The following is a 24,488-nucleotide window of genomic DNA, read 5'->3' on the forward strand; positions in this document are numbered from 1 at the left end:
AGACCTCCGTGACCTACCCAATCCTCTTCGCCGTCGGCGTGGCTATCACCCCGTGGCATGAACTGGTGGCGGCGTTCACCGTCAGCAACCTGCTGGTGATTGTCAGCACCGTTTCCGCACTGGTGGCGACCGGCTTCTTCGTCGGCAAAAAGATTGGTATGCACCCGATTGATGTCGCCATCGTCTCCTGCTGCCAGAGCGGCCAGGGCGGTACCGGCGACGTGGCGATCCTGACCGCAGGCAACCGCATGAGCCTGATGCCGTTCGCCCAGATTGCTACCCGTATCGGCGGAGCGATTAACGTCTCTGTCTCACTGCTGATTCTGGGCAACTTCCTCGTTTAAGTCTTCAGGAAAGAACAATGAAACTCGCAAGCTTTTTATACCAGGGAAAACGCAGCTACGGCATCGTCCAGGCCGACGGCGTGATTGATTTAGGCCGCCGTCTCGGCGACCGCTACAGCGACCTTAAGGCGCTGCTGCAGGGCAACGGGCTGGTGCAGGCCACCCGCTACCTGAACGACGCCGTGGACGTGCCGATGAGCGCCATCACCTTCTTACCGGTGATTGAGCAGCCGGAAAAGATCCTCTGCGTGGGCATGAACTATGCCGACAAGCGCAAGGAGTTTGACCAGCATAACCCGGCCCCGACGCTGTTTGTCCGCTTCCCGGATTCACAGACCGGCCACAACGAGCCGGTGCTGAAGCCGCGCCACTCCAGCGAATTCGACTATGAAGGCGAGCTGGCGGTGATCATCGGCAAAGGCGGGGAGAACATCAGCCGCGACGACGCCCTGCGCCACGTGGCGGGCTACAGCTGCTACATGGACGGCTCCGCCCGCGACTGGCAGCACACCTGGTTCACCGCCGGTAAAAACTGGCGCAAAACCGGCGCGTTTGGGCCGTGGATGGCGACGGCGGATGAGATCCCGGATCCGCACCAGCTTGCGATCCGCACCTGGCTGAACGGCCGCATGGTGCAGGAAGACAACACCAGCAGCATGATCCACAAGGTTGCGGAGCTGATCGAGTACATCAGCACCTTCACCCGCTTAAGTCCTGGCGATGTGATCATCACCGGATCCCCGGGCGGGGTGGGTAAAAAGCGTAACCCGCCGCTGTTTATGAAAGAGGGCGATCGCATTGAGGTGGAGATCGAGCATATCGGTCATCTGAGCAACGTGATCGTGGAAGCGCCAGCCGTCGGGCTTGCGGCAGCACACTAAGTAAGGCGGCATGAACAGTCAACCCATCGATTTTCGCCACACGCTGGTGGCGAAACATCCGGAACGCTTAAGTCAGATCCGTTATCTGCTGGCAGACAGCGGCCTTGGCCTGGACAACGACATCACGCTGTTCGTCGAAGCCTGGTCCGGCTCGCAGCTGGTGGGTTGCGCAGGGCTTGCCGCCAACGTCATCAAGTGCGTGGCGGTTAACGAGCAGCTTCGCGGCGAGAACCTCAGCGCGCGGCTGCTGGCAGAGGTGGAACATGCGGCGCTGGAGCGCGGCCATTTTCACCTCTTCCTCTGCACCCGTCCGTGCAACCGGGAGCGTTTTGCCCGCAGCGGCTTCTGGCCGATTGCCCAGAGCGGGAACAACGCCGTGCTGATGGAGAACACCCCGCAGGGGATCGCGCGCTACTGCCGTTCTCTGCGCGCGAACCGCAAGTGCGGGGAGAAGATTGGCGCCATCGTGATGAACGCCAATCCGTTCACCCTCGGCCACCGCCATCTGGTGGAGCAGGCGGCGGCGCAGTGCGACGCCCTGCACCTGTTCGTGGTGCGTGAAGACGCCTCGTTCTTCCCGTTCAGCGCGCGGCTCGAGATGGTGCGCGCGGGCGTGGCGCATCTGCCGAACGTGGTGGTGCATGAAGGCTCGCAGTACATCATCTCTCGCGCCACGTTTCCGGCCTACTTCCTGAAGGAGACCGGCAAAGTGCAGCAGGCGTGGAGCGAGATTGACGTGCTGATCTTCCGGGACTTTATCGCCCCGGCGCTCGGCATTACGCACCGCTTCATCGGTTCGGAGCCGTTCTGCGATATCACCCGCCAGTACAACCAGACACTGCACGACCTGCTGGCCTCGCATATCGAGGTGGTGGAAATGCCGCGCATCAAGGCCACCGGCAACGCCATATCGGCGTCCGAAGTGCGCCGATTACTGAAGACACAGCAGTTTTCCCGGATCCGGGAGATTGTCCCGGACTCCACCTTCGCGCATCTCGAAACGCATTACCGTGCGAGTGCGGAAGTCGCTTAACTACCAGGAATTTATCATGAAAATTGTAAGGGAGGCGCTGGCCGGAACGCAGGAGTCCAGCGACCTGATGGTGAAAATCGCGCCCGCTCACGGCGAGCTGGAGATCGTCATCCACAGCGAAGTGATTAAGCAGTTTGGCGAGCATATTCGCCAGGTGGTCAACGACACATTGCGCGCCATGAACGTGCACCAGGGATTAATCATTATTGAAGACAAAGGGGCGCTGGACTGTGTGATCCGCGCCCGCCTGCAAAGCGCGCTGATGCGTGCCGCCGATGAAAAGGCCATCAACTGGGAGGCGCTGAAATGAGCAAACTCCGCCGCAGCATGCTGTTCCTGCCGGGCGCCAACGCCGCCATGCTCTCCACCGCCTTTATCTACCGTCCCGACTCCATCATGTTTGACCTGGAGGATGCCGTTGCCCTGCGCGAGAAGGATACCGCGCGCATGCTGGTGTTCCACGCGCTGCAGCATCCGATGTATCAGGATATCGAAACCGTGGTGCGCATTAACCCGCTGAGCACGCCGTTTGGCCTGCTGGATCTGGAAGCCGCCGTGCGGGCAGGCGTGGATGTGATTCGTCTGCCGAAAACCGATACCCCGGACGACATCTACGAGCTGGAGGGCCACCTCGAGCGCATCGAGCAGGCGTGCGGCCGCGAGATCGGTTCCACCCGCGTGATGGCGGCGATTGAGTCGGCCATTGGCGTCATCAACGCCGTGGCGATTGCCCGCAGCTCTCCGCGCCTCATCGGCATTGCGCTGGCCGCCTTTGACTACGTGATGGACATGCAGACCGAGCGCGGCGACGGCACCGAGCTGTTCTACGCCCGCTGCGCCGTGCTGCACGCCGCCCGCGCGGCGGGTATCGACGCCTTCGACGTGGTGTGGTCAGACGTTAACGATGAGGCCGGGTTCCTGCGCGAGGTCGATCTGATCCGCAAGATGGGCTTCAACGGCAAATCGCTGATTAACCCGCGCCAGATTGACCTGCTGCACAACGCCTACGCCCCGACGCAGGAAGAGGTGGATCACGCCAGAAGGGTGATTGAGGCAGCAGAAGAGGGCGAGCGTAACGGCCTGGGCGTGGTGTCGCTTAACGGCAAAATGGTGGATGCACCGATTATTAACCACGCGCAGGTGGTGCTGGAGCGCGCGGCGGCTTCCGGCGTGCGTCGGTAAGGATAAGACAATGAATCAGACTGAACTTCTCCATGTGAATTTTCCCCATCTGCGGGACTTAAAACCCTTTGATACCGCCCACAGCACCACGCCGTGGCTGGCGGACAGCGATGCGAAGCACAGCCGCAAGCTCTGCGCCTCTGTTGAAGAGGCGGTTAAGCGCTGCGGCCTGCAGGACGGCATGACCATCTCCTTCCACCACGCGTTTCGCGAAGGCGACCGGGTGATCAACACCGTCGTGGCGCTGCTGGCGCGGATGGGCTTCAAAAACCTGACGCTGGCCTCCAGCTCGCTGATGACCTGCAACGACGCGCTGATCGAGCATATCGAAAGCGGCGTCATCACCCGGATTTACACCTCGGGCATGCGCGGCAGGCTGGCGGACGCCATCTCCCACGGGCTGATGGACGAGCCGGTGCAAATTCACTCCCACGGCGGGCGCGTGAAGCTGCTCCAGGACGGCGAGCTGAATATCGACGTGGCATTTCTCGGCGTGCCGTGCAGCGATGAGTTTGGCAACGCCAACGGCACGCACGGCAAATCGTGCTGCGGTTCCCTGGGCTACGCCATGGTGGACGCGCACTTTGCCCACAAGGTGGTGCTGCTGACTGAAGAACTGGTGCCGTTTCCCAATATGCCCGCCAGCCTGGTGCAGGACCAGGTGGACTACATCGTGCAGGTAGAAAGCGTGGGCGACCCGGCGAAAATTAGCGTCGGCGCGGCGCGCGTCACCAGCAACCCGCGCGAGCTGATGATCGCCCGCTATGCGGCGGATGTGATCGAGCATTCCGGCTACTTCAAACCGGGCTTCTCGATGCAGACCGGCTCCGGCGCGGCGGCCACGGCCTGCACCCGCTTTATGGAAGAGAAGATGGAGCGCGGCGGCGTGAAGGCGCGCTTTGCGCTCGGCGGCATCACCGGCAGCCTGGTGGATCTGCACGAGAAGGGGCTCATCGAAAAGCTGCTCGATACCCAGTGCTTTGACGGTCAGGCGGCGGCCTCGCTGGCGCGTAACCCGAACCACGTGGAGATCTCCACCAACGTCTACGCCAACCCCGGCAGCAAGGCGGCAAGCTGCGACCAGCTCGACGTGGTGATCCTCAGCGCCCTGGAGATCGACGTCGAGTTCAACGTCAACGTCATCACCGGCTCAGACGGCGTGATGCGCGGCGCGTCCGGCGGGCACTGCGACGTGGCCGCCGCGGCGAACCTGACCATTGTGGTCGCGCCGCTGCTGCGCAGCCGCATTCCGACGGTGGTGAAGCGCGTTACCACGCGCCTTACGCCGGGGGAGAGCATCGACGTGCTGGTCACCGATCACGGTATTGCGGTCAACCCGGCGCGCCCGGAAATCCGCGAGCGGCTGCTGGAGGCCGGGCTGAAGGTTGTGGATATCAACGCGCTGTATGAACGGGCGATCTCCCTGACCAGCGTCCCGAAACCGATTGAGTTCACCGACAAAATCGTCGGGGTGATCCGCTACCGCGACGGCAGCGTGATCGACACCGTGCGACAGGTGAAGGAGGATGTATGACTTTAGCGACACCCGTGCGGGCGGGTGTCAGCCTTGACGAACTGCTGGCGGCGAAAGAGCGCCGCGCAGCGCGCCAGGCTGACATGCTTGAGCACTATCAACAACCGGTGATCTCCCTCACGCTGGTCACGCCGGGGGAAATCAAGGACAGCCTGCGCTACCGCAATACCATGGGCGTGGCGCTGCAGATGTGCGACCAGCTGCTGTGGGAAAACCGCTGGCAGGTGCTGGACCGCCAGGTGCTGTGGCTCCCGACCGGGCCGGAAGCCCTGTGGTGCGTGGCCCATCCTGCGGTGGAAATCAAAGCGCACTGCGCGGAGCTGGAGCAGACGCACCCGCTCGGCAGGCTGTGGGATCTGGATGTGATCTGCCCGCAGCACGGCCACGTCGGGCGACAGTCGCTGGGGAGCAATCTCAGGCGCTGCCTGATCTGCGACGAGCCCGCGCATGCCTGTTCCCGTTCGCGCAATCACCCCATTGAGCAGGTGGTTTCCCGCGTGGAGAAGACGATCGATGACTGGTTTGCTCGCGACTAAACCGCGCCCGGCTGACGTGCCCGCGCTTGCCGAAGCGGCGCTGTGGCAGGAGCTGGAGCTGACGCCCAAGCCGGGGCTGGTGGACAGGCTCAACAACGGTTCCCATCGCGATATGGACCACGCGCTGTTCGTCCGCAGCATTGCGGCGATTACGCCGTGGTTTTCGCGCTTTACCGAGCTGGGTCGCGCGCATGCGGATAAACCGGCTGGGGAACAGCTAAGGATTCTCCGCCCGATGGGGCTGGCCTGCGAGCAGGCGATGTATGTCGCAACGAACGGAGTGAACACCCACAAGGGCGGCATTTTTGCCCTGGGGTTACTGTGCTTCGCCGCCGGGCGTGTGAAAAATGTCTCCGCAGAGAGCCTCTGCTGTGAGGTGAGTAACATCTGCCGCGGGCTGGTGTCGCGGGAGCTGGCCGCACGCAGCGGACAGGCGACGGCGGGCGAGCGGCAGTTTAAGCAGTACGGCTTAACCGGCGCGCGCGGTGAGGCGGAGAGCGGCTTTGCGACGGTGCGTCAGGCGCTGGCGCAGTGGAATGGACATTCACTTCACGGCCTGCTGTTACGCCTGATGGCGGTCAATCAGGACAGTAATCTCGTGTCGCGCGGCGGCATGGAAGGGCTGCGCTACGTTCAGGGCTACGCGCGTGAATTGCTGGCAAGTGGCTGGGATCGCGAGGCGCTGTTTAAGATGGATAAGGCATTGATTGAACGAAATCTGAGCCCGGGCGGCAGCGCGGATTTGCTGTCGGTGGGGTGGGTGCTTTCTGCAATAAAATAGCCGGGTGGCGGCTTCGCCTTACCCGGCCTACGGTCTGGTTTTGTAGGCCCGGTAAGCGCAGCGCCACCGGGCACAACAATCAATGCGCGATCGGCTGCGCACCGTGCGGTTCACGCACGTGCTTGTACTTGAACAGTGCGATGAACGCGAAGAACAGCACCAGCGAGTACGCCGCGAAGATCAGCCACACCGGCTGCCAGTTGGTGATGCCGTTGGTGGTGTACATCTCAACCACTTTACCGCTTACCACGCCGCCCAGAATACAGCCGAAGCCGTTGGTCATCATCAGGAACATACCCTGTGCGCTGGCGCGGATTTCAGGCTTCACCTCTTTTTCCACAAACACCGAACCAGAGATGTTGAAGAAGTCGAAGGCGCAGCCGTAAACAATCATCGACAGCACCAGCAGCACCGTGCCGAACGGGCTTGGGTCGCCGTAGGCGAACAGACCGAAGCGCAGCATCCACGCCGCGATACTGATCAGCATGACGTTCTTGATGCCGTAGCGGCTCAGGAAGAACGGGATGGTCAGGATGAACAGCGTCTCAGAGATCTGAGAGATGGACATCATCACCGACGCATGCTCAACGATAAAGCTGCCGGAGAACAGCGGGTTGTTATCGAAGCTGTGCAGGAAGGTGTTGCCGAACATGTTGGTGATCTGCAGCTCCGCGCCCAGCAGCATGGAGAAGATAAAGAAGATCGCCATGCGTTTGTTTTTAAACAGCGCGAACGCGTCCAGGCCGAGCATGGTGCTCCAGCTCTGGTTTTTCTGCTGGTTAGAAACCGGAATGGTTGGCAGCGTCAGGGTGAAGATCGCCAGCAGCACGGAGAGCGCTGCGCCGATATAGAGCTGCATATGGCTCAGTTCGAAGCCCGCGAAGCTCACGCCCCACATCGCCATGATAAAGCCGATGGTGCCCCAGATACGGATTGGCGGGAAATCGGTCACGATATCCATATCCGCGGACTTCAGGCGGTAGTAGGAGATGGTGTTGATCAGGCCAAGCGTTGGCATATAGGCCAGCGAGTTGAGCAGAATCACCATGAACATCGCCCCCGGCGTGGTCACCTGGGCTGCCATAAACAGCGTCCCCGCGCCCACCAGGTGGCAAAGCATGTACAGCCATTTGGCGCTTAACCATTTATCCGCCACGATCCCCAGTAGCGTTGGCATGAAGACAGCCGCAATACCGAGCGAGCTGTAGACGGCACCGATTGACGCACCATCGAACTTGAGCGTCACAAACATATAGGAGCCGAGTGTAGTCAGCCAGCTACCCCACAGGCAGAACTGCAGAAACGACAATATTTTAAGCTGCAGCTTAAGGTTCATGTTACTTTCCTCACAAGTGAGCGGGAGATATGTTGTTTTGGGAACATTCAGGGTTGTTATTTGATGCAATTCTATCAGTTGGCAACGATATGTTTTGTTACCTCCCGCAAAAAAATGCAATCCACATTAATTTGCAGTTTGGATTGTGATGCAAATAACATTTTCGTATGGGTGGGGTTGGACAGGTGCGGCCTGATGCCCTCACCCTGACCCTCTCCCACAGGGAGAGGGGAAACAGAACACCTTCTCCCAGAGGGGAGAAGGTGTGCCGATCACCGGCGACGGTAGTTCTTCTGCGCCGTATTCACCTTATACAGATAGCGACGGGATTCCGCAGACGGGTGGCGGGTGGTGAGGGTAGAGTAGACATCCCCCGGCGCCATGCTGTTGATGATGTTCGCGGCCTGCACTTTGTCATTTGAGAAGACGCGCAGCACGCTGCCCGCGCCGCCGTTATAGGCGGTGATCACCGCATAGCGGCGCGACGTTGGGTTATCAATTCCGCCCAGGTAGACATTGTTCAGCATCGCCAGATAGGCCGTGCCGGTATCAATGTTGCTCTGCGGGTCGAACAGATAGCTGCGGCTCGGCGTGCCGGATTTACCCTGCGCGCGGAAGACGTCTTTACCGGCGCTGTGCTGCACAACCTGCATCAGCCCCAGGGCATCGGAACGGCTTACCGCATACGGGTTAAACGAGGATTCGGTCTGCATAATCGCCAGGATCAGCGACTCATCCACGCCGTATTTACGCGAGGCCTGACGCACCATGCCCAGATACTTATGCGCACGCTTGTCGAGGTGGTTCGGGACGAGGTTGATGGTGACGCTGTAGATAATCTTCAGACCGTTAGAGCGGCTTTTCAGGCGCGTTTGCAGCAGGTAGTCGGCAAATTTCGTGGCACGACCTTCCCAGCGGATCGGCTGACCGGTCTGATCGACAACCTGGCCGTACAGGAACGGCTCTTTCGAGATCGTGATATCGTCGGCATCGGAGTAGAGATCGATAGATCCCGGATCGTCACCCATCAGCAGGGTTTTGACGATCGCCTGACGCAGTCTTGCCGCAGGGTCGGTGCCTGCGATGGTTTCAACCGTGATCGTACCCTCATCAAAGTTGATGTGGCTTCGGGTCTGATAGGCGTCGGTGTACTTAACGTAGTCCTTAGGTCCGGCAATAAGAACTTCGTTAAATCCCCATATGTTCTCGATGTTGTGGGCAAACTGCCCCATCAAAATGTCAAAACCGTTGGTGTCCTTGATCCAGGCTTCGTTGTAATCTTCGCCTTTTTTTGACGAACACGAGACAAGCAACGGCGCAACAAGGGCTAGCGCTAAAAGTTTTTTCATCATTCCGGGAGTGCGTGTTGTGTTTGCTTTAACGGCGGGGTTTCCCCCGCACGCTGTTATTTTTCCGGTGGCGTATAGCCTTCGATGTGCACGTCTTTACCTTCGAACAGGAAGCTCACCATCTCCTGCTCCAGCAGCTTGCGGTGTTCCGGGTTCATCATGCTGAGTTTTTTCTCGTTGATCAGCATGGTCTGCTTTTTCTGCCACTGTCCCCAGGCTTCTTTGGAAATTTCATTGTAGATGCGTTTACCCAGGTCGCCCGGATAAAGCTGGAAATCCTGGCCTTCAGCGTCACGCTGCAGGAAAGTACAAAAAATCGTTCTGGCCATACTCATTCCTCTTTTTCTTGTCGATGCTAAACCATTGCACCGGCACGTAATTGCTGTAACAGGCGCTCCACGGGAGCCGCCAGTCCGACTGATGGCGGTTGCGCTAAGTTATACCAGAGAGCGGTGCCTTCATCCATGCACGAGGCAAATGACGACACGGGAAGCCACATGGGTACAATATCCAGGTGGAAATGGCTGAACGTATGGCGAAACGCGGTCAGCTGCGTCAGGTTATCGGCAGCAATCCCGCGCTGTTTAAGCCATTCACGCAGCAAATCTTCATCTTCAAACTGTGGGAAGCAGTATAGACCACCCCACAGACCGCTCGGTGGACGCTGGGCGAGGAAGACCTCGTCGCCGTGCTGCATCAGCAGCATATAGCCGGTGCGCTCCGGCAGCGTCTGTTTGGGTTTCTTACCCGGATATTGCGCCCATGAATGGTTGGCATACGCCACGCAGAGATTATTCACCGGGCAGAGTTCGCATTTTGGTTTTGAGCGCGTGCAGACCATCGCGCCGAGATCCATCATCGCCTGGTTGAAACGCTCGACGCCGTTGGCCGGGGTGACCGCTTCACTTATTTCCCAAAGACGTTTCTCAACGTCCTTCTTCCCCGGCCAGCCGTCGACGGCGTAGCAGCGTGCCAGCACGCGCTTCACGTTGCCGTCGAGGATCGGGAAATGCTTGCCTAAAGACAGGGAGAGAATGGCGCCTGCGGTTGAACGTCCGACGCCGGGGAGATCGGCCACCTCATCGAAGGTTTCCGGAAATTTCCCGTTGTGGCGCATGGCAACCTGCTGTGCGGCCTTGTGAAGGTTACGCGCGCGGGCGTAATAGCCAAGACCGGTCCACAGGTGCAGGACCTCGTCCAGCGGCGCGTTGGCCAGATCGGTCACCGTCGGGAAGCGCGCCATAAAACGCTCGAAGTAAGGTATAACCGTGGCGACCTGCGTTTGTTGCAACATCACCTCGGAGAGCCATACTTTGTAAGGCGTTTTTTCAATTTGCCAGGGCAGGGTTTTACGCCCGTATTTGTCGTACCAGTCCAGCACCTGGGCTGAAAATTGAGAGGCTTGCATGGTCATCGATTCGCATAATCAGGGACGCAGATTGCAGCACAGCGTCAATCTGCTGTAAACCGGATCTTTCCCATGCTTGCATAGAAGCCTTAACTTTGGATAATGCCCGTTTCCCGAACATTCTCACAAGCAGACAACTCTTTTATGAAAAACGACGTCATTTCACCGGAATTTGATGAAAACGGTCGCCCGCTGCGCCGTATTCGCAGCTTTGTCCGCCGTCAGGGTCGCCTGACAAAAGGGCAGCAACATGCGCTGGACAACTACTGGCCGGTGATGGGCGTTGAGTTCAGCGAGCAGCCTCTGGACTTTACTGAACTGTTCGGCCGCGAAGCACCCGTCACGCTGGAGATCGGCTTCGGTATGGGGGCCTCGCTGGTGACCATGGCGAAAGCTCGCCCGGAGCAGAACTTCCTCGGTATCGAAGTCCACTCCCCGGGCGTCGGTGCGTGTCTGGCAACGGCCCATGAAGAGGGCGTTGAGAACCTGCGCGTGATGTGTCACGACGCGGTGGAAGTGCTGTACAAAATGATTCCTGACAATTCTTTAACCATGGTTCAGCTCTTTTTCCCTGACCCGTGGCACAAAGCGCGTCATAATAAACGCCGTATCGTTCAGGCGCCGTTTGCCGAGCTGGTTAAAAGTAAGCTTAAGCTGGGCGGTGTCTTCCATATGGCGACCGACTGGGAACCGTATGCGGAACATATGCTGGAAGTGATGTCGTCGCTGGACGGTTACAAAAACCAGTCTGCGAGCAACGACTATGTACCGCGTCCGGAATCGCGTCCGGTAACGAAATTTGAACAGCGTGGCCATCGTCTTGGTCACGGTGTATGGGACTTAATGTTCGAGAGGGTGAAATAATGGCAAAGAATCGTAGCCGTCGTCTGCGTAAAAAGATGCACATCGAAGAATTCCAGGAAGTGGGCTTCTCCGTTGCGTGGCGTTTCCCGGAAGGCACCAGCGTTGAGCAGATCGATCAGGACGTGGATGCGTTCATCAACGAGGTGATCGAGCCAAACAAACTGGCCTTCGACGGTAGCGGCTACCTGGCCTGGGAAGGTCTGATCTGCACCCAGGAAGTGGGTAAATGCACCGAAGAACATCAGGCTCTGGTCCGTAAATGGCTTGAAGACCACAAGCTCGAAGATGTCCGCGTCAGCGAACTTTTCGACGTTTGGTGGGACTAATAAAGCAGTAAGGGGCCAGCATTAGCTGGCCCATTTTGTCTGAGGGAGTGTTTAAGATGCGCAAAACGTTGCTGGCTGTTGCTTTGATGGCAACCGGATTCACCGCCCATGCGGATTATCAATGTAGCGTCACCCCGCGTGATGACGTGGTATTAAGCCCGCAAACCGTGCAGGTCAAAGGCGAGAACGGCAATCTGGTGATTACGCCGGATGGTAACGTGACGTTTAACGGCAAGCCGCAAAACCTGACTGCCGCGCAGCGCGAGCAGGCGAAGGATTACCAGGCTGAGCTGCGTACCGCACTGCCGTGGATCAACGACGGCGCGCTGACCCGCGTTGAGAAAAGCCGCGTCGCGCTGGATAAGATCATCACCAAAGAGGTGGGTGAGAGCAGCAACATGCGCACCCGCCTGACGAAGCTGGACAAGCAGCTTAAAGAGCAGATGAACCGCATTATCGAGACGCGCACCGACGGCCTGACGTTCCACTACAAGGCGATTGATCAGGTCCGCGCTGACGGGCAGCAGCTGGTGAATCAGGCGATGGGCGGCATCCTGCAGGACAGCATCAACGAAATGGGGGCGAAAGCCGTGCTGAAAGGCGGCGGTAACCCGCTGCAGGGCGTGCTGGGCAGCCTGGGCGGCTTGCAGACCTCCATTCAGAACGAGTGGAAGAACCAGGAAGATGATTTCCAGCAGTTCGGCAAAGACGTGTGTAAACGCGTGGTGTCGCTGGAAGATAGCCGGAAGGCGCTGGTGGGGACGCTTAAGTAAGATCTCTGCGCGCTGGGCCCCTCACCCCGGCCCTCTCCCCATGGGAGAGGGTGTAATCGTTCCCTCTCCCTGTGGGAGAGGGTTAGGGTGAGGGCATCAGGCATTGCAGTCGTTGCAGAATAGCTATCAACACCTCCTCCTCATTAGCCCTGAATTCGTTATTCCAGAACCGTAAGACTTCCCATCCGTTCGCATTCAAAAACTCGGTACGTCGTGAATCATACTTCTCTTTATTCTGATGCTGACCCCCGTCCAGCTCAACGATCAGCTTCGCCTTAAAGCAGGCGAAATCCACGATGTACGGACCAATAGGCATCTGCCGACGAAACTTATACCCAAAGAAGCGACTACCCCTGAGCAAATACCAGAGGCGTAATTCTTCGGGCGTCATTTGTTTGCGGAGTTGTTTTGATTTTTCCATCCCCGCACTCTGCCAGCCTTTCCCTCAGCCGGCAGAGCGGGATGCAAAATCCTGAATAAGCCTTCAGGATTCTTCGGCGAGAAACAGCTCAAGAAGGGAGTTTAAGAACAGCTTGCCGTGCTCGGTGATCTGCCAGTATTCCTCACTCTCGGTGAGATACCCCTGGGCCAGCGCTTCGTCGATCTGCGGGCGAATCACCGACTCCGGCAGCCCGGTGTAACGCGCAAATTCCGCGCGCGGCGCGGCTTCCAGCAGACGGAAGCGGTTCATAAAGAACTCAAACGGCTTATCCGCCGCCTCAACGTCGTGCTGACGCTCCAGGTAGCGGCCTTCCATGTATCCGCGCGGGTGGCGGGTTTTGGCGGTGCGCAGAATGCGCCCGTCCGGGAAGGTCACCTTGCCGTGCGCGCCGCAGCCAATTCCCAGGTAGTCGCCAAAGCGCCAGTAGTTCAGGTTGTGCTGGCACTGATAGCCCGGCTTCGCATACGCGGACGTTTCATATTGCTGATAGCCCGCAGCGGTTAGAAGCCTGTGACCCTGCTCGAAGATATCCCAGAGCGCGTCGTCGTCCGGCAGCACCGGCGGGCGGGAACCGAACAGCGTGTTTGGCTCAATGGTGAGCTGATACCACGACAGGTGCGGCGGGTTCAGTTCGATCGCCTGGCGCAGGTCGTCCAGCGCCTCTTCCAGCGACTGATCCGGCAGGCCGTGCATCAAATCGAGGTTGAAGCTGCGAAGGCCCAGCCCGGTCGCCAGATTTGCCGCGCGCTTCGCCTCTTCCGGGCCGTGAATGCGCCCCAGCCGTTTTAGCTTCGGCTCGCTAAAGCTCTGCACGCCGATGGAGATGCGGTTCACGCCCGCGCGCTGATACTCGACGAAACGGTCGGCCTCAACGGTGCCGGGGTTGGCTTCCATCGTAATTTCCGCATCCCCCGCCAGGTTCAGGCGCGCACGCACCCCGTCCAGCAGCGTCTGCATTGCCGGGCCGGACAGCAGGCTCGGCGTACCGCCACCAATGAAAATGGTCTTAACTTCACGCCCCTGTGCGTAAGCGACATCGGCGTCCAGGTCGGCCAGCAGATGCGCAACGTAGTCATCGTGCGGCACTTCGCCCTTCAGCGCGTGCGAGTTGAAATCGCAGTACGGGCATTTCTGCACGCACCACGGGATGTGAATATACAGACTCAGAGGCGGCAAATTAGCCATTACGCAGTGCTTCCAGTAACAGTTTCAGCGCGCGTCCACGGTGGGAAATCGCGCTTTTCTCTTCGCGGGTCAGTTCCGCAGCGGTTTTGCCCTCGGTCGGGACAAAGAAAATCGGATCGTAGCCAAAGCCGCCGTTGCCAGCCGCTTCACGGGTAATCACGCCCGGCCAGCTGCCGTGGCAGACGATCGGCGTCGGGTCTTCCGCGTGGCGTATATAGACCAGCACGCAGTGGAACTGCGCGGTGCGCTGTTCGTCCGGTACGTCTTTCAGGGCGACAAGCAGCTTTTCCAGATTCTGCTGGTCGGTGGCGTCAACGCCGGAATAGCGCGCAGAGTAAATCCCCGGTGCACCGCCGAGAAAATCCACGGCCAGGCCGGAGTCGTCGGCAATCGCGGGCAGGCCGGTAATCTGCGCTGCGTGACGCGCTTTCAGGATCGCGTTTTCGATAAACGTCAGCCCCGTCTCTTCGGCGGACTCCACGCCAAGATCGGTCTGGGCGACCACGTTCAGCCCAAAATCATTTAATAGCGAGGCCAGCTCGCGCACTTTACCGGCGTTGCCGGTCGCGAGAACAACTTTCTGCATGGTTTAGTCCTGTTCTTTCAGAACCGCGACTTCCGTCGGGATAGATTGCGGATTAAGGATTTTTACCTGTTTATGTCGCCCAAGTTCACCTTTTTCAATGATTACCTGGCTTTTGGCGACGCGAAACTGTTTTGCCAGATATTTAGTCAGATGCGCGTTCGCCTGGCCGTCAACCGGCGGGGCGGTGATGGCGACTTTTAACTCGTCGCCATGCAGCCCGACAATACCGTCACGGCTGGCTTTTGGCTGAATGTACAGCCGCAAAACCAGCCCGTCAGCGCAGGTGCTTACGGCACTCATAGCGCCATCCACAGCCCCGGCAGCAGCATATCGCCCGTGGACTGTAACAGCTCAGCGATCCCCATATTAACCACGTACAGCAGCAGAACCAGGATCATCGGCGAGAAATCAATACCGCCCATCGAAGGCAGCAGGTTGCGAATCGGACGCAGCAGCGGCTCGGCCAGTTGGATCAGCGCATATTCTACCGGACTACGGCCCTGGCTTACCCAGCTCATGATGGCCATGACCAGCAGCACCCAGAAAATCAGCAGGCCGATGGTTTTGATTAAAATCAGGACCGCAGCAATCCAGATAATCGGCTGGAAGGTGATGACCATAAACAGCACAATCGCTTTGATAACGCTCAGAATAAACGCCACCAGCAGAGACGAACTGTCGATGGGACCCATCGCCGGGATAATACGGCGCAGCGGTCCGACAACAGGTTGCGTGATTTTCACGACAAACTGCGAGAACGGATTGTAAAAATCACAGCGGGCCCACTGCATCCAGACGCGCAGCAAAAGCGCCATCGTATACAGCTCAAGCACTGTTGAGAGCAGGAAAGTCAACGTCTTCATGGCGTTCCTCAGGTTTCCTTATTATTTTGAGTAGTCGCGCGCACCGAAAATTGCCGTGCCGATGCGCACCATAGTGCTGCCTGCCGCGATGGCGGCTTCCATATCATCCGACATGCCCAGTGAAAGCGTGTCTACCGTGTTATAGCGCGCTTTAAGCGCCTCAAATGCTACAGCCATTTGCTGTGCCACGGCAAACTGCCTTTCATAACTTGACTCAGGCGCAGGAATTGCCATCAGCCCGCGCAGGGTTAAGCGTGGCAGTTCGGCCACCTCGGCGGCCAGCGCATCCAGCTCGCTCAGCGCAATGCCGGACTTGCTGTTTTCGTCGCTGATGTTGACCTGAATAAGCACATTAAGCGCTGGCATTTCTGCCGGACGCTGGTCATTCAGGCGGGTAGCAATACGCAGGCGATCGATGGTGTGGCACCAGTCGAAGTGTTCTGCCACCAGACGGCTTTTGTTCGACTGCAGGGGGCCAATAAAGTGCCACTGCAGATCCGTATTCCCCTGTTCCTGGAAGTAGCGAATTTTATCCACGCCTTCCTGAACGTAGTTTTCACCAAACGCCCGCTGGCCTGCATCAATGGCTTCTGCGATGGCGCTCGCAGGCTTGGTTTTGCTGACTGCAAGCAGCGTAATTTCTTCTGAAGCACGGCCGCAGCGCGCTGCGGCGGCTGAGATTTTGTCCCGGACCTGTGCCAGGTTATGCGCAATGTCGTTCATTTTCCGAGGAGTAGTCTATGGATGTGGAAGAAATTGTGGCCCTTAGTGTAAAGCATAACGTCTCCGATCTACACCTGTGCAGTGATTCGCCACCGCGCTGGCGCAGATTAGGTCGGCTTGAACCCGCTCCCTTTCCGCCTCCCGATGTCGGAGCGTTATTAAAAGCGTGGCTCAACGATGAGCAGCAGGGGATATGGTGGGCAAAGGGGCAGGTGGATTTTGCCGCGACGGTAACGGGAGGCCAGAGGCTGCGCGGCAGTGCCTTTAAGCAGATGAGAGGTGTCTCTTTGACGCTGCGGCTGTTGCCGCGTAGCTGCCCACAGCTCTCTTCGCTGGGCGCGCCGCGGGCGATCCCGGAACTGTTGTCCAATGACGCCGGGCTGATTCTGGTCACGGGGGCGACCGGCAGCGGCAAATCCACTACGCTGGCGGCGATGGTCGATTTTCTCAACCACCATGCTGACGGCCATATACTCACGCTTGAAGATCCGGTGGAGTTTATCTACCAGAGCGAACGTAGCCTGATCCAGCAGCGGGAAATAGGTCAGCACAGCCCGTCATTTGCTGAAGCGCTGCGCAGCGCCTTACGCCAGGATCCGGACGTTATTCTGCTGGGGGAGCTGCGCGACAGCGAAACGATCCGCCTGGCGCTAACGGCGGCGGAAACCGGACACCTGGTGCTGGCGACGCTGCATACGCGCGGGGCATCGCAGGCGATTGAACGGCTGGTCGATACGTTCCCGGCGCAGGAGAAAGATCCGGTGCGTAACCAGCTGGCCGGCAGCCTGCGGGCGGTGCTGGCGCAGAGGCTGCTTCCCGATCTACAGGGCGGGCGCGTCGCGTTGTATGAACTGCTGGTGAACACAGCGGCGGCGGCGAATCTGATTCGCGAAGGGAAAACGTGGCAACTGCCCGGGATCATTCAAACCGGTCAGCAGGCAGGAATGCAGAACTTTGACCAGAGCCTGGCGGAGAGACGGGCGCAGGGGCGGCTGTAGGCCCCTGTGGTTAAAAGCCCTGTTCGAAATAGCTTTCGAGGATAATCACGGCAGAAGCGGAGTCCACGCTGCCTTTGTTGAGCGCACGGAAGCCGCCGTGCTCAAACAGGCCGGCACGCGCTTCGACGGTGCTGAGACGCTCGTCGTGAAGCTTCACGGAGACGCCAAAGCGGCCATGGATTTTATTGGCGAACTTACGCGCCCGGGCGGTAAGCGGCTGTTCTGTGCCGTCCATGTTCAGCGGGAGCCCAACAATCACGTCATCCGGCTGCCACTCTTTAAGCAGACGTTCGATAAGATTCCAGTCTGGCGTGCCGTCATTGGCCTTCAGGGCCGTAAGCGGACGCGCGGTACCGGTGATGCGCTGACCCACGGCGACGCCAATGCTTTTGGTACCAAAATCGAAGGCCAGAAGCGTTCCGCTCATCAGGCGTGCCCCGCTACGCCAGGCATGGTCAGGATATCAATGCCAATCAGCTTCGCCGCGTCGCGCCAGCGATCGGCGATAGGGGTTTTAAACAGGATATTCATGTCCGCAGGCGCGGTAAGCCAGGCGTTATCGAGGATCTCTTGCTCAAGCTGGCCTTTCTCCCACGACGAATAGCCCAGCGCCACCAGCACTTCAGAAGGCTGCTCAGCGGTGCCCAGCGTTTCAAGCACGTCGCGCGAGGTTGTGATGACGGTGTTATCCGAAATTCGAATGCTTGAAGAGAATACCGGCGGCGTATGCAGGATAAAGCCGCGATCTTCTGCAAGAGGTCCACCCAGCATCACCGGTTTATCAAGCCGGATTTCCGGCAGTCGCGCTTCAGCCGGTATTTTCAGCTTGTCCAGAATCCCTTCAACCTGAAGATTTTCCAGCGGTTTATTAATGATAATACCCATCGCGCCGTCTTCATTGTATTCACAAATATAAACCACGGCGCGGCGAAAAATCGGGTCCTGGAGAGCAGGCATGGCAATAAGAAAGTGATGCTGTAAATTCATTGTCAGAGGTACTGTTTCCTGGTTTAAAAAGCGACAGCGCCCAGTATGGGGACAAACTCAGGCGCTGTCACTAATAGTATTGTTAGGTTATTTTTGTAAACGTTTTTCGATAGCGTCCATCAGCATTCCGGTGATCGAAATCGGGAATTCCGCTTCAATTTCACGAATGCAGGTCGGGCTGGTGACGTTCACTTCGGTCAGACGATCGCCGATGATATCCAGGCCAACGAAGATCAGGCCTTTGGCTTTCAGCGTCGGGCCAACGCGGCGGGCAATTTCCCAGTCGCTTTCGGTCAGCGGGCGCGGCTCACCGCGGCCACCGGCTGCCAGGTTCCCACGAGTTTCGCCACCCTGCGGGATACGCGCCAGGCAGTAAGGAACCGGTTCGCCATCTACCACCAGAACGCGCTTATCGCCGTCTTTAATCGCCGGAATATAGTTCTGCGCCATGCAGTAACGCGTGCCCAGTTCGGTCAGCGTTTCGGCAATCACGCCAATGTTCGGGTCGCTCTCCTTAACGCGGAAAATCGACGCGCCGCCCATGCCGTCCAGCGGCTTCATGATGATATCGCCGTGCTTCTGCCAGAATTCCTTCAGCTGCGCTTTGCTGCGGGTCACCAGGGTTTCCGGCGTCAGGTCAGAGAACCAGGCGGTGTAGAGCTTCTCGTTGCAGTCGCGCAGGCTCTGCGGCTTGTTGACGATCAGCGTGCCTTTCTCTTCTGCACGCTCAAGGATGTAGGTGCTGTAAATGTATTCGGTGTCGAACGGCGGATCTTTACGCATCAGGATGACGTTGAGATCGGCCAGGGCAATATCCTGCTCGGTGCCGAACTCGTACCATTTGTCGTAGTTCTGCTCGACGTTAACGATGCGGGTGCGGGCGCGAGCTTCACCGTTGATCAGGTAAAGATCGTTCATCTCCATATAGTGGAGTTCATAGCCGCGACGCTGCGCTTCCAGCAGCATGGCGAAGCTGGAATCTTTCTTGATGTTAATGTTTGCGATGGGGTCCATCACGATGCCGAGCTTGATCATGTTCTTCTCCGTTAATGCTTCAACCCAGATCGCCAAACCGTACCTGTAGCGCGGTAATGGCCGTGAGTGCCGTTGTCTCAGTGCGCAGAACGCGAGGTCCCAACAGAATATCAGTAAACTGGTAACGTGCCGTCATCGCAATTTCATCCGCCGACAGGCCGCCTTCGGGGCCAATCAGCAGGCGTACGCGCTCAACGGGCAGGGGCAGCGTATTGATGCTGGCGCTGGCGCGCGGATGAAGATTGAGCTTCAGCCCGCTCTCCTCTTCTGCACACCAGTCCTCCAGATCCATCGCCGGGCGGATCTCCGGAATACGGTTGCGGCCACTCTGTTCGCAAGCCGCAATGGCAATTTTCTGCCACTGCTGGATCTTTTTGTTCAGACGTTCCGCATCCAGTTTAACGCCGCAGCGCTCAGAAAAAAGTGGCGTAATGAGGCTTACACCCAGTTCAATGGATTTCTGAATCGTGAATTCCATTTTCTCGCCGCGCGACATCACCTGGCCCAGATGGATGTGCAGCGGTGATTCCCGGTCATCCACTTCGCCACGCAGGACGCTAACGTGTACGCTTTTTTTATCAGACCGCGTGATTTCCGCGTCGAAAACCTGGTTCGAGCCGTCGAACAGCTGTATTGCCTGGCCTGCGCCCATGCGCAGCACGCGGCCAACGTGGTTGGCGGCGTCATCAGACAGGGCGATTTCGCAGCCTGCGGTAATCAGTTCAGGATGGTAAATGCGGGGAATGCGCATAGTCAGAAATTCCATGTGTCATGCGATATAAGCGAATTGCCGTAGTGTAGGTTAGCTCTTTTGCGCCTGGCAAGCCCGCTGGACGTAAGGGTTGTGATTCCCCTGGACTCTGGCGATACGTTCGTCGCGCTGGCATTCCCACTCCGTCACCGGGTACTGCTTGTCCCAGGCGTTGAACAGTTGCGTCTGCTGGCGGGAGAGGTTGAGGTTGTAACGGTCACGCATATAGAAGTAGGTGCGGGCAATGCTGCCGCGCGCGCGGGCAGGGGGCTCGGCGACTTTCTCTTTAAAATCAACCTTCATACCGCACTGGCCGTACTGGCCTTCGCCACCGTTCCACTGGCTGTACATGAAATTACCCCGGTCTCCGTTCACTTCACCTACGGCAGGCTGCAGGTTATGCATATCGCTTTCCATCTGGCGATAAACCGGATCTTTGGCGCAGTTTTTACGTCCGCCATCCTGCCAGCACTGGCGCTGGTGGCCAAACTGCCAGGCCGGAACGACATGTTCCCATTCAATGCGGCTGGCGCGGTTTTCGTTTTTACGCACCTTATAGCCGCAGGACTCAAGGTCAACGACCCCTTTTTTACCCTGCCAGTTAATTTTACAGCCGCAGTAGAAATCCCCCGGCACATCGGCGTTTACCTTCACGCCTGCTGCCTTGGCCTGGGAAAAACTGTTGATACCGTCGGCCAGAGCATGGCCTGAGAGCGCCGTCGTCAGAAAGGCGACCGCGAGAGAAAAATTACGGGACATCTTACACTCCGTGTCAAAACGAGCCCGCAACGTAACGAATGTTGTTCCAGTATGCAATCAGTCAGATCAGGAAAGTTCCTGAAAGTTCAGATGATTATTCCGCAATCAGCGGCTCGCCGCATTTGACGCAGCGGTAGGTCGCCTCGCCGCGCACCACGCGATTGTGGCGGCGGACGGTAAGCTGGTGCAGCTGACACTGGCAGCGGTAGGGGAAGGTATTGCGGCGCACCGATTCCAGCTCGAACTGATGGGTGCGGCGTGCCGGAACGCCGAGCACCGCTTCCATCATCCACTTCCACTCTTTCCCGTGGGGCGCGACGCGTCCGAAGTGTTTCCACACCAGCAGATGCGCCAGCTCGTGCGGTACCACTTCCTCGATAAACGCCTGCTGGTTTTCCATCATCAGCACCGGGTTAAGGCGGATCTCATACGGCTCGAGCCAGGCGGTACCCGCCGCGGTTCCGCGCTGCTGATAAACGATCTTAGGTTCAGGGTAATTGCGACCGAGCTTCAGGTTCGCCTGGGCGAGTTTTTCCCGCAGGCAGCGCATAACGGCTTGCTGAAGGGCGATGGGGAGACGGGGTGCTTTCATAGGGGCAGAGCATAAAGCGCGAAGCGGGGAGGCGCAAGAGGCGCCTCCCGCGTGAGGATCAGTCGTGGGCGCCGATTTCGCGCAGCGGACGACCTTTCATCAGGTTACGTTCAATATGTTCCAGAGAAACGTGTTTGGTTTCAGGAACCAGCCAGATTGTCAGCACAATAAAGAAGATGTTCAGACCAGCGTAGACCCAGAAGGTGTTCGCGTTGCCCAGGGTATTGAGCATGGTCAGGAACGTTGCGCCGACGATCATGTTGGCAATCCAGTTGGTTGCGGTAGAGCAGGTGATACCAAAATCACGCCCTTTCAGCGGCTGGATCTCAGAGCACAGCACCCAAATCAGCGGGCCGGCGCTCATCGCAAACCCGACGATAAACATCAGCAGCATGCCGACCGCAAAGTACTGGGCGGTTGGTGAGTGAATGCCTACATGCATCATGGTACCGAGGACACCCATACCGGCAGCCATCACCAGGAAGCCCAGCGTCAGGGTTGGCTTACGTCCCCAGCGGTCCACCAGACCGATGGCGATAAAGGTCGCCAGCACGTTGGTCAGACCCACGATGACGGTCCCCCACATTTGTTCGGTGGTGTTGGTATAGCCCGCCAGCTCAAAGATTTTTGGCGCGTAATACATGATGACGTTCATCCCGGTGAACTGCTGCATCACCTGAAGCAGCACGCCGAGGAACACCGCGCGGCGGAAGTTGCTGTTCTCTTTAAACAGCGCCCAACCGGACTGTTTGACCTTCAGGCTTTCGCGGATCTCTTCCAGCTCGTTTTTGGCCTCTGCGCTGGTATCGCGCAGGCGCATCAGCACGCGTTCGGCATCGTGGAATCGACGTTTGGCGGCGAACCAGCGCGGACTGTCCGGCAGGAAGAAGACGCCAATCAGCAGCAGAATGGCCGGGATGATGATCACGCCGAGCATCCAGCGCCATGCGCCGCTGTAGCTAAACGCGGTATCGGAAAGGTACGCGCCCAAAATACCGATGGTGATCATGAGCTGGTACATCGAAATCATACTGCCGCGGATTTTCTCAGGCGCGATTTCAGACAGGTAAAGCGGGGCGGTATAGGACGCCACGCCCACGGCCAGGCCGAGCAGCACGCGGGAAACCAGCAGGACCTCAACGTTAGGCGCAGCGGCAGAGAAGAGTGAACCGGCAACGAACAGGATCGCGCCGATCATCAGGCTCTTTTTACGCCCGAGCTTGAAGGAGAGCCAGCCGCTGCCGACGGCCCCGACGGCAGCGCCAAACATCATGGAGCTGACCACCCACTCCTGGGTGTGAGCGCTGATCTGGAACTCGTCAGTAATGAAAGGTAATGCACCGGCAATCACACCGATATCCAGGCCAAAAAGTAATCCTGCCAGGGCGGCGAGGAAACAGACGAAGAATGTCATCGCCTTGTTGGACGTACGCCCCTGTTTTTTATTGTCAGGCATTATGCCCTCCAGTTGGGTTATCAGTTTTATTGATGTAAAGGGTAGGTGAGTGACCCGTAAAAATATGTGAGATTAATCACATAGGTGTAATCGGTTACACTAAGGTGCAACCGTAAAAATAATTAAAGCTTTGAAAATATAGAGGTAAACGAGGTGATATGCATCGCGAAAGAACACATTTCAGACTTAACTGAAAGGAGATGTAACAGCAGAAGAAAGGCGATCATGCAAAGAGAATATTCTGAAAGCGAGACGCATCCGGTGCGGTGTAATCGGTTCCATATGTACGCCTTTGCGGCGTCACCCGACAAAAAAAGGCCAGCCCGAAGGCTGGCCTTTTATCACGCAGATGTCAGTCGATTACTTCAGACCGGCAGCTTCACGCAGCAGAGCGGCTTTGTCGGTTTTTTCCCATGGGAAATGTTCACGACCAAAGTGACCGTATGCAGCGGTTTCTTTGTAGATTGGGTGCAGCAGATCCAGCATCTGAATCAGGCCGTATGGACGCAGGTCGAAGAACTCGCGTACCAGCAGCGTCAGCTGTTCTGAAGGCACTTTCTCGGTACCAAAGGTTTCAACCATGATGGAGGTTGGCTCAGCTACGCCGATCGCGTAGGAAACCTGGATCTCACAGCGGTCAGCCAGGCCGGCTGCAACGATGTTTTTCGCCACATAACGCGCCGCGTACGCCGCAGAGCGGTCAACTTTAGACGGATCTTTACCGGAGAACGCACCGCCACCGTGGCGCGCCATGCCGCCGTAGGTATCAACGATGATTTTACGACCGGTCAGGCCGCAGTCACCCATTGGGCCACCGATAACGAAGCGTCCGGTTGGGTTGATGAAGAATTTGGTCGCAGAGCTCAGCCATTCGGTCGGCAGAACCGGCTTGATGATCTCTTCCATCACTGCTTCCTGCAGGGATTTCTGATCGATATCTTCTGAGTGCTGTGTAGACAGAACCACCGCGTCAATCCCAACGATTTTGCCGTCGTCATACTGGAAGGTGACCTGGCTTTTCGCATCCGGGCGCAGCCACGGAAGGGTGCCATTTTTACGCACTTCAGCCTGACGCTGCACCAGACGGTGTGCGTAGGTGACAGGTGCTGGCATCAGCACGTCGGTTTCGTTGGTTGCATAGCCGAACATCAGGCCCTGGTCGCCCGCGCCCTGTTCCAGCGGATCGGCACGGTCAACGCCCTGGTTGATGTCTGGAGACTGTTTGCCAATCGCGCTCAGAACCGCGCAGGAGTTGGCATCAAAGCCCATATCAGAATGCACATAGCCGATCTCACGCACCGTGTTACGGGTGATCTCTTCGATATCAACCCATGCGCTGGTGGTGATCTCACCGCCAACCAGAACCATGCCGGTTTTGACATAGGTTTCGCACGCTACGCGCGCTTTAGGATCCTGCGCCAGGATCGCATCCAGCACCGCATCGGAGATTTGGTCAGCAATTTTATCAGGATGTCCTTCTGATACGGACTCGGACGTAAACAGGTGTTTTGCCATGTTTTATTTCACCTAAGAGGAATTTGGTTAGCTCAAGCTGCTGTGTGGAATAGCCAAAGGAGATAATTCTACCAAGGCCTGCAGGTTTTTGACACTGGCAGTATGAGTGTTAATCAGTATAGATGGATTAACATCTGGATGGCTATTTTAGGTCACTTCTTCGCCCGATTTCCAGTTTTTTTTGACTAACCTCTCACTCAGTTGAAATTACGGCTGGCAATAATTCCTGACGGCCCCGGCAACACGCAC

General features: G+C 57.8%; 30 protein-coding genes. 12 read left to right on the forward strand and 18 right to left on the reverse strand.

Annotated elements, in window-relative coordinates; all coding sequences use genetic code 11:
* From DEO48_RS05465 to citG, 8 genes are all read left to right on the forward strand, one after another.
* A partial coding sequence (locus DEO48_RS05465; RefSeq protein ID WP_181366972.1) for a 2-hydroxycarboxylate transporter family protein occupies positions 1 to 344 on the forward strand: 344 nt, incomplete at its 5' end.
* Positions 345 to 361: 17 nt separating this feature from the next.
* Entirely contained in the window at positions 362 to 1,225 is an 864-nt protein-coding gene (locus tag DEO48_RS05470; protein WP_109844582.1) for a fumarylacetoacetate hydrolase family protein, read from the forward strand.
* Positions 1,226 to 1,235: 10 nt separating this feature from the next.
* Positions 1,236 to 2,258: a [citrate (pro-3S)-lyase] ligase gene (gene citC, locus DEO48_RS05475; protein WP_109844583.1), complete on the forward strand. Its 1,023-nt coding sequence runs from the start codon at positions 1,236 to 1,238 to the stop codon at positions 2,256 to 2,258.
* Positions 2,259 to 2,274: 16 nt separating this feature from the next.
* Complete coding sequence (citD, locus tag DEO48_RS05480) at positions 2,275 to 2,568, forward strand: citrate lyase acyl carrier protein (RefSeq protein WP_109844584.1); 294 nt, start codon at positions 2,275 to 2,277, stop codon at positions 2,566 to 2,568.
* Positions 2,565 to 3,440, forward strand: a complete 876-nt coding sequence (gene citE / locus DEO48_RS05485) for a citrate (pro-3S)-lyase subunit beta (RefSeq protein WP_023344877.1) — start codon at positions 2,565 to 2,567, stop codon at positions 3,438 to 3,440. The genes citD and citE overlap by 4 nt, the downstream gene beginning before the upstream one ends.
* Before the next feature lie 10 nt (positions 3,441 to 3,450).
* The gene (citF, locus tag DEO48_RS05490; RefSeq protein WP_109844585.1) at positions 3,451 to 4,974 is read left to right on the forward strand and encodes a citrate lyase subunit alpha; all 1,524 of its coding nucleotides are present in this window, start codon (positions 3,451 to 3,453) and stop codon (positions 4,972 to 4,974) included.
* Positions 4,971 to 5,510, forward strand: a complete 540-nt coding sequence (gene citX / locus DEO48_RS05495) for a citrate lyase holo-[acyl-carrier protein] synthase (protein WP_109844586.1) — start codon at positions 4,971 to 4,973, stop codon at positions 5,508 to 5,510. The genes citF and citX overlap by 4 nt, the downstream gene beginning before the upstream one ends.
* Complete coding sequence (gene citG, locus DEO48_RS05500; RefSeq protein WP_109844587.1) at positions 5,488 to 6,291, forward strand: triphosphoribosyl-dephospho-CoA synthase CitG; 804 nt, start codon at positions 5,488 to 5,490, stop codon at positions 6,289 to 6,291. The genes citX and citG overlap by 23 nt, the downstream gene beginning before the upstream one ends.
* A 79-nt stretch (positions 6,292 to 6,370) precedes the next feature.
* Here citG and DEO48_RS05505 read toward each other — a convergent pair whose 3' ends face one another.
* The 4 genes from DEO48_RS05505 to mutY all read right to left on the reverse strand — a co-directional run bounded on the left by DEO48_RS05505 (position 6,371) and on the right by mutY (position 10,384).
* On the reverse strand, positions 6,371 to 7,627 hold the full coding sequence (locus tag DEO48_RS05505) for a nucleoside permease (RefSeq protein ID WP_008499767.1): 1,257 nt from the start codon (positions 7,625 to 7,627) through the stop codon (positions 6,371 to 6,373).
* Between the two features lie 272 nt (positions 7,628 to 7,899).
* Complete coding sequence (mltC, locus tag DEO48_RS05510; RefSeq protein WP_109844588.1) at positions 7,900 to 8,976, reverse strand: membrane-bound lytic murein transglycosylase MltC; 1,077 nt, start codon at positions 8,974 to 8,976, stop codon at positions 7,900 to 7,902.
* 56 nt (positions 8,977 to 9,032) lie between these two features.
* Positions 9,033 to 9,305, reverse strand: coding sequence for an oxidative damage protection protein (locus DEO48_RS05515; protein ID WP_023309138.1), 273 nt, complete (start codon positions 9,303 to 9,305; stop codon positions 9,033 to 9,035).
* A 26-nt stretch (positions 9,306 to 9,331) separates the two neighbouring features.
* Entirely contained in the window at positions 9,332 to 10,384 is a 1,053-nt protein-coding gene (gene mutY / locus DEO48_RS05520) for an A/G-specific adenine glycosylase (RefSeq protein ID WP_168964397.1), read from the reverse strand.
* Between the two features lie 144 nt (positions 10,385 to 10,528).
* Here mutY and trmB point away from each other — a divergent pair, with 144 nt between their 5' ends.
* From trmB to DEO48_RS05535, 3 genes are read left to right on the forward strand one after another with little or no spacing between them, the layout of a single operon-like run.
* Entirely contained in the window at positions 10,529 to 11,248 is a 720-nt protein-coding gene (gene trmB / locus DEO48_RS05525) for a tRNA (guanosine(46)-N7)-methyltransferase TrmB (RefSeq protein ID WP_109844589.1), read from the forward strand.
* On the forward strand, positions 11,248 to 11,574 hold the full coding sequence (locus tag DEO48_RS05530) for a YggL family protein (protein WP_003862421.1): 327 nt from the start codon (positions 11,248 to 11,250) through the stop codon (positions 11,572 to 11,574). Before trmB ends, DEO48_RS05530 begins: the two co-directional genes overlap by 1 nt.
* Positions 11,575 to 11,630: 56 nt before the next feature.
* Entirely contained in the window at positions 11,631 to 12,347 is a 717-nt protein-coding gene (locus DEO48_RS05535) for a DUF2884 domain-containing protein (RefSeq protein ID WP_023309135.1), read from the forward strand.
* Between the two features lie 82 nt (positions 12,348 to 12,429).
* On the opposite strand, the gene DEO48_RS05540 is transcribed toward DEO48_RS05535, so the two are convergent.
* From DEO48_RS05540 to DEO48_RS05565, 6 genes are all read right to left on the reverse strand, one after another.
* Entirely contained in the window at positions 12,430 to 12,768 is a 339-nt protein-coding gene (locus DEO48_RS05540; RefSeq protein WP_109844590.1) for an endonuclease domain-containing protein, read from the reverse strand.
* Between the two features lie 63 nt (positions 12,769 to 12,831).
* The gene (gene hemW / locus DEO48_RS05545) at positions 12,832 to 13,974 is read right to left on the reverse strand and encodes a radical SAM family heme chaperone HemW (protein WP_109844591.1); all 1,143 of its coding nucleotides are present in this window, start codon (positions 13,972 to 13,974) and stop codon (positions 12,832 to 12,834) included.
* The gene (locus DEO48_RS05550) at positions 13,967 to 14,560 is read right to left on the reverse strand and encodes an XTP/dITP diphosphatase (protein ID WP_109844592.1); all 594 of its coding nucleotides are present in this window, start codon (positions 14,558 to 14,560) and stop codon (positions 13,967 to 13,969) included. The genes hemW and DEO48_RS05550 overlap by 8 nt, the downstream gene beginning before the upstream one ends.
* Positions 14,561 to 14,563: 3 nt before the next feature.
* Entirely contained in the window at positions 14,564 to 14,860 is a 297-nt protein-coding gene (gene yggU, locus DEO48_RS05555; protein ID WP_109844593.1) for a DUF167 family protein YggU, read from the reverse strand.
* Positions 14,857 to 15,423: a YggT family protein gene (locus tag DEO48_RS05560; RefSeq protein WP_023309130.1), complete on the reverse strand. Its 567-nt coding sequence runs from the start codon at positions 15,421 to 15,423 to the stop codon at positions 14,857 to 14,859. Before DEO48_RS05560 ends, yggU begins: the two co-directional genes overlap by 4 nt.
* 21 nt (positions 15,424 to 15,444) lie before the next feature.
* Positions 15,445 to 16,146 carry a YggS family pyridoxal phosphate-dependent enzyme gene (locus tag DEO48_RS05565; RefSeq protein WP_045403918.1) on the reverse strand — a complete coding sequence of 234 codons (702 nt, stop codon included), beginning with the start codon at positions 16,144 to 16,146 and terminating at the stop codon, positions 15,445 to 15,447.
* Between the two features lie 17 nt (positions 16,147 to 16,163).
* Here DEO48_RS05565 and DEO48_RS05570 point away from each other — a divergent pair, with 17 nt between their 5' ends.
* A complete protein-coding gene (locus DEO48_RS05570; RefSeq protein ID WP_109844594.1) occupies positions 16,164 to 17,144 on the forward strand; it encodes a type IV pilus twitching motility protein PilT in 981 nt (326 codons plus the stop codon).
* A 10-nt stretch (positions 17,145 to 17,154) separates the two neighbouring features.
* Here the strand turns inward: DEO48_RS05570 and ruvX are convergent, their stop codons facing one another.
* The 8 genes from ruvX to metK all read right to left on the reverse strand — a co-directional run bounded on the left by ruvX (position 17,155) and on the right by metK (position 24,239).
* Positions 17,155 to 17,571, reverse strand: coding sequence for a Holliday junction resolvase RuvX (ruvX, locus tag DEO48_RS05575; RefSeq protein ID WP_021242076.1), 417 nt, complete (start codon positions 17,569 to 17,571; stop codon positions 17,155 to 17,157).
* Complete coding sequence (locus tag DEO48_RS05580) at positions 17,571 to 18,131, reverse strand: YqgE/AlgH family protein (RefSeq protein ID WP_008499752.1); 561 nt, start codon at positions 18,129 to 18,131, stop codon at positions 17,571 to 17,573. The genes ruvX and DEO48_RS05580 overlap by 1 nt, the downstream gene beginning before the upstream one ends.
* An 87-nt stretch (positions 18,132 to 18,218) precedes the next feature.
* Entirely contained in the window at positions 18,219 to 19,166 is a 948-nt protein-coding gene (gene gshB, locus DEO48_RS05585; RefSeq protein WP_029739222.1) for a glutathione synthase, read from the reverse strand.
* Between the two features lie 19 nt (positions 19,167 to 19,185).
* Positions 19,186 to 19,917 carry a 16S rRNA (uracil(1498)-N(3))-methyltransferase gene (rsmE, locus tag DEO48_RS05590; protein ID WP_109844595.1) on the reverse strand — a complete coding sequence of 244 codons (732 nt, stop codon included), beginning with the start codon at positions 19,915 to 19,917 and terminating at the stop codon, positions 19,186 to 19,188.
* Positions 19,918 to 19,968: 51 nt separating this feature from the next.
* A complete protein-coding gene (endA, locus tag DEO48_RS05595) occupies positions 19,969 to 20,676 on the reverse strand; it encodes a deoxyribonuclease I (RefSeq protein WP_109844596.1) in 708 nt (235 codons plus the stop codon).
* A 94-nt stretch (positions 20,677 to 20,770) separates the two neighbouring features.
* The gene (locus tag DEO48_RS05600) at positions 20,771 to 21,268 is read right to left on the reverse strand and encodes a SprT family zinc-dependent metalloprotease (RefSeq protein WP_109844597.1); all 498 of its coding nucleotides are present in this window, start codon (positions 21,266 to 21,268) and stop codon (positions 20,771 to 20,773) included.
* Positions 21,269 to 21,326: 58 nt separating this feature from the next.
* Complete coding sequence (gene galP / locus DEO48_RS05605) at positions 21,327 to 22,724, reverse strand: galactose/proton symporter (RefSeq protein ID WP_023309123.1); 1,398 nt, start codon at positions 22,722 to 22,724, stop codon at positions 21,327 to 21,329.
* A 360-nt stretch (positions 22,725 to 23,084) separates the two neighbouring features.
* Positions 23,085 to 24,239, reverse strand: coding sequence for a methionine adenosyltransferase (gene metK, locus DEO48_RS05610; RefSeq protein WP_010435443.1), 1,155 nt, complete (start codon positions 24,237 to 24,239; stop codon positions 23,085 to 23,087).
* Between the last annotated feature and the right edge of the window lie 249 nt (positions 24,240 to 24,488).

Origin of the sequence: Enterobacter sp. CGMCC 5087 (assembly GCF_003144775.1) — a bacterium.
Taxonomy (GTDB): domain Bacteria; phylum Pseudomonadota; class Gammaproteobacteria; order Enterobacterales; family Enterobacteriaceae; genus Enterobacter; species Enterobacter cloacae_M.

Coding starts and splice junctions, on each gene's coding strand:
- DEO48_RS05470 (WP_109844582.1), top strand. CDS start 362: ATGAAACTCGCAAGCTTTTTATACCAGGGAAAACGCAGCTACGGCATC.
- citC (WP_109844583.1), top strand. CDS start 1,236: ATGAACAGTCAACCCATCGATTTTCGCCACACGCTGGTGGCGAAACAT.
- citD (WP_109844584.1), top strand. CDS start 2,275: ATGAAAATTGTAAGGGAGGCGCTGGCCGGAACGCAGGAGTCCAGCGAC.
- citE (WP_023344877.1), top strand. CDS start 2,565: ATGAGCAAACTCCGCCGCAGCATGCTGTTCCTGCCGGGCGCCAACGCC.
- citF (WP_109844585.1), top strand. CDS start 3,451: ATGAATCAGACTGAACTTCTCCATGTGAATTTTCCCCATCTGCGGGAC.
- citX (WP_109844586.1), top strand. CDS start 4,971: ATGACTTTAGCGACACCCGTGCGGGCGGGTGTCAGCCTTGACGAACTG.
- citG (WP_109844587.1), top strand. CDS start 5,488: ATGACTGGTTTGCTCGCGACTAAACCGCGCCCGGCTGACGTGCCCGCG.
- DEO48_RS05505 (WP_008499767.1), bottom strand. CDS start 7,627: ATGAACCTTAAGCTGCAGCTTAAAATATTGTCGTTTCTGCAGTTCTGC.
- mltC (WP_109844588.1), bottom strand. CDS start 8,976: ATGAAAAAACTTTTAGCGCTAGCCCTTGTTGCGCCGTTGCTTGTCTCG.
- DEO48_RS05515 (WP_023309138.1), bottom strand. CDS start 9,305: ATGGCCAGAACGATTTTTTGTACTTTCCTGCAGCGTGACGCTGAAGGC.
- mutY (WP_168964397.1), bottom strand. CDS start 10,384: ATGCAAGCCTCTCAATTTTCAGCCCAGGTGCTGGACTGGTACGACAAA.
- trmB (WP_109844589.1), top strand. CDS start 10,529: ATGAAAAACGACGTCATTTCACCGGAATTTGATGAAAACGGTCGCCCG.
- DEO48_RS05530 (WP_003862421.1), top strand. CDS start 11,248: ATGGCAAAGAATCGTAGCCGTCGTCTGCGTAAAAAGATGCACATCGAA.
- DEO48_RS05535 (WP_023309135.1), top strand. CDS start 11,631: ATGCGCAAAACGTTGCTGGCTGTTGCTTTGATGGCAACCGGATTCACC.
- DEO48_RS05540 (WP_109844590.1), bottom strand. CDS start 12,768: ATGGAAAAATCAAAACAACTCCGCAAACAAATGACGCCCGAAGAATTA.
- hemW (WP_109844591.1), bottom strand. CDS start 13,974: ATGGCTAATTTGCCGCCTCTGAGTCTGTATATTCACATCCCGTGGTGC.
- DEO48_RS05550 (WP_109844592.1), bottom strand. CDS start 14,560: ATGCAGAAAGTTGTTCTCGCGACCGGCAACGCCGGTAAAGTGCGCGAG.
- yggU (WP_109844593.1), bottom strand. CDS start 14,860: ATGAGTGCCGTAAGCACCTGCGCTGACGGGCTGGTTTTGCGGCTGTAC.
- DEO48_RS05560 (WP_023309130.1), bottom strand. CDS start 15,423: ATGAAGACGTTGACTTTCCTGCTCTCAACAGTGCTTGAGCTGTATACG.
- DEO48_RS05565 (WP_045403918.1), bottom strand. CDS start 16,146: ATGAACGACATTGCGCATAACCTGGCACAGGTCCGGGACAAAATCTCA.
- DEO48_RS05570 (WP_109844594.1), top strand. CDS start 16,164: ATGGATGTGGAAGAAATTGTGGCCCTTAGTGTAAAGCATAACGTCTCC.
- ruvX (WP_021242076.1), bottom strand. CDS start 17,571: ATGAGCGGAACGCTTCTGGCCTTCGATTTTGGTACCAAAAGCATTGGC.
- DEO48_RS05580 (WP_008499752.1), bottom strand. CDS start 18,131: ATGAATTTACAGCATCACTTTCTTATTGCCATGCCTGCTCTCCAGGAC.
- gshB (WP_029739222.1), bottom strand. CDS start 19,166: ATGATCAAGCTCGGCATCGTGATGGACCCCATCGCAAACATTAACATC.
- rsmE (WP_109844595.1), bottom strand. CDS start 19,917: ATGCGCATTCCCCGCATTTACCATCCTGAACTGATTACCGCAGGCTGC.
- endA (WP_109844596.1), bottom strand. CDS start 20,676: ATGTCCCGTAATTTTTCTCTCGCGGTCGCCTTTCTGACGACGGCGCTC.
- DEO48_RS05600 (WP_109844597.1), bottom strand. CDS start 21,268: ATGAAAGCACCCCGTCTCCCCATCGCCCTTCAGCAAGCCGTTATGCGC.
- galP (WP_023309123.1), bottom strand. CDS start 22,724: ATGCCTGACAATAAAAAACAGGGGCGTACGTCCAACAAGGCGATGACA.
- metK (WP_010435443.1), bottom strand. CDS start 24,239: ATGGCAAAACACCTGTTTACGTCCGAGTCCGTATCAGAAGGACATCCT.